Source organism: Sphingobium soli (assembly GCF_020782245.1).
Taxonomy (GTDB): domain Bacteria; phylum Pseudomonadota; class Alphaproteobacteria; order Sphingomonadales; family Sphingomonadaceae; genus Sphingobium; species Sphingobium soli.
This window is the reverse complement of the sequence record NZ_JAJGNP010000039.1, coordinates 1-2692: the sequence shown is the minus strand read 5'-3', so window position 1 is coordinate 2692 and position 2692 is coordinate 1. Positions and strand designations below refer to the sequence as shown.

General features: G+C 58.9%; 1 protein-coding gene. It reads right to left on the bottom strand.

Going from position 1 to position 2692, the window contains the following annotated elements; all coding sequences use genetic code 11:
* Positions 1–404 precede the first annotated feature (404 nt).
* On the bottom strand, positions 405–2495 hold the full coding sequence (locus LL253_RS19590) for a penicillin acylase family protein (RefSeq protein WP_228228194.1): 2091 nt from the start codon (positions 2493–2495) through the stop codon (positions 405–407).
* Positions 2496–2692 lie beyond the last annotated feature (197 nt).

Below are 2692 nucleotides of genomic sequence, written 5' to 3'. Positions count from 1 at the left end.
ATCCGAACCCTACCAGAAGATCGACGGTGGCCACCCTCTCAGGGAAACCTTCCTACACCACCCCGCGGGACACGACCGGAAGCTATGAGGTAGACTATCATGGCATCAGCAAGCCGAGCGACACCTCAATCACGTTTTGATCGGCGGATTGCCACGCTTCAATGTGTGCGCGCCAGGCTTCTTGGAGGACCGGGTTATCGCCAGTGCGACACTGTCTTGCAGTTGTTGAATATCTCCCGTCCGAATCTTAATCTATTCGCGCGGCGCTTATCAGTTATCGCCACCGCAGCAATTAGCTGACGGTCCGCTGCTGAGATTGAAAAAATCATCACTAAATGGCTGGAATGGGTCGGAATGTCGGTTGCTGGAATGCAGTGCCTACACTCCAGCAATCGCGATACTCCTCAGAACGCTGTCTTTTCTTCCAAATGCCCTTCCACGTCCGCACGGTCGATCCACAGGGTGCGGAACTTCTTGTCGGCCAGCAATTGCAACTGGTCGCTATTGTGCCGGGAACCGGGCTGGCTGCTATTGCCGTAGCTCATAAGACCCACCGCCTTCATCGGCGTGCTGAATTCGACCATGGAAACCCAAGTCTCGCCATGGACGGGCGTGCGCTCGCCATTCTTCATCGGCCCCCAGGTGATGGTGCGAAACACGCCGGTATTGCCGAAGCCGCCATTGGCCGGCACGCTGACATCGCCGATATGAAAGCGCGAGACATCGCCGAACGGACGGTCGATCGCGCCGTATAGCTGCTTCGTCTTCCCCACCGCTTCCTTCAGCATGGCGACGGCTGCCACCGGGTCTTTCAGGCCGCGTGGCGTTTCCAGCGGGTCGTCCAGCGTCCATTTGACGGCATAGTTAGACTGGTTGGTGAAATTCTTGGGCGCGAAGAGGCCGGCCCAAGTCTCGAACAGCAGCGCGGCGCGGCTGTCTGGTTCGAACCGATGATCCCATCCCTTGAGCAGTGTCGTCGCCGCCTGAACGTCGGCATCGGTCGAACTGGCAGCAGCCGCAAACAGGTCGGGTAGCATCCGCTCTGCCATCAAAGACGTGGTGGTCAACTTGCGCGATACGAAATCATCGAAGCTGATCTTGGGCGTCTGGCTCATCAGCTTGACCGACATCTGTGCCCGCTGGCTCATCGGCCCGACCGGCGCCACATAGGCAGGGAAGCTCTTGGGATCGAGCGCGCGGGGCCAGGTAGCCAGCCATGGCGGATCATTGGCGTTCTGGACGAAGCCGGTCGCCGGATCGAGCAGCTTGGGCATGTCGTCATAGCTGTGGACGTCCTTCCACAGCGTAGCCGATGTGTCGCCCGGCACCAGACCGGACCAATAGGCCAGGTCGCCTTGCGGACGCTTGGGCAGAAGACCATTGTCGAGATAGAGGATATGGCCCGCGCGGTCGGCATAGATGATGTTGAACATCACCACCTGCATCTTGCGCAGCGCCTTTTCAAATGCCCCCCAGTCGCGCGCTTTACCCATGGCGAGATATTGTTCCAGCACACCCGGCCGATCGAGGCCCGCGACCTTGAGTGCAATCGTCGTATTGCCGTCAGGCAGGGTGAATACGGGACCATGGACCGTGCTCTTCTGCTCGAAACTGACTGTCTTGAGCGTATTGTCTGACTGTTTGACCTTGTAGGTTTTGGTCACGACCCGAAAAGGCAGCGTCTTGCCGTCAAAACGATAGCCATTCCCTTTCAGCGTCAGCTTGTAACTGGTGAAGCCCAGCATGGTATTGACCGTATTGGTAAAGCCCAGATCCTTGTTGAAGGCGAAGCGCAGCACTGGCAGGCCGACCTGGGTCGCGCCATAGACGGCCAGGCCAGGCGTGGTAATCTGGGCCTCGAAATAGGTGAGTTGGCTCGGAGCCCAGGGAAGGTGCGGATTGGCGAGCAGCATGGCCTTGCCACTCGCCGAGCGAGACGGTGCCACCGCCCAGGCATTGGAGCCACCCGCTTCGTTTGTCGACGGATCAACCAATACCTTGCGGTCGGATGCGATATAGCCGAAATTCATGAGGCGCTGGGCATGAGCAATGATGTCGACGCCGTTGAGCGGCAGGACGACCTTTACGTCGGGTGCGATCTTATCGGGATGCGCCGCCGCATAGGCATTCACACCGGCCGCGAAGGCATCGAGATTCTTCTGCATCTGCGGGGTCTGCTGATTGAACCACAGGATAGAGCGGGCCGGCACATCATTGGCGACGAGCCATTTGTCCTGCCTCTCATATTTTTGACCCCAATATTCCGCAGCGCGGGCACGGCTCTCACCATATATGCGCAACAGCAGGTTGCCGTGATTCTGGGCCTGGGCATAGCCAAAGCCGTAAAAGCCGCCTTCTTCCGTCTTAGCGTAGATGTGCGGCACGCCAAAGCTGTCCCACAGAATTTCACCGCCACCCCAGTTCTTGAAAGGAGGCGCTGCGACCGAGGCCGTCATTGCGGAGGATGCAGCCAGAGCTGCGAGCCAGATTGTCATGTGGCGCATCGCCATCCTTTCTCCTGTCGTTGCAGAAACATGCGCCGCCAGAGGTGGCCGGGGTAGTCTGAACACGGATCGGCATTCGATAAGTGGATCATCTGCCGGTTTCATCATCGGACTGCCGATACGGGGCGTCATGCAGGGAGGGCGAAGCCCGACCGGAGTGACGCCCCGTATCGGCGGCCAAACTCATG

Coding starts and splice junctions, on each gene's coding strand:
- LL253_RS19590 (WP_228228194.1), bottom strand. CDS start 2,495: ATGACAATCTGGCTCGCAGCTCTGGCTGCATCCTCCGCAATGACGGCC.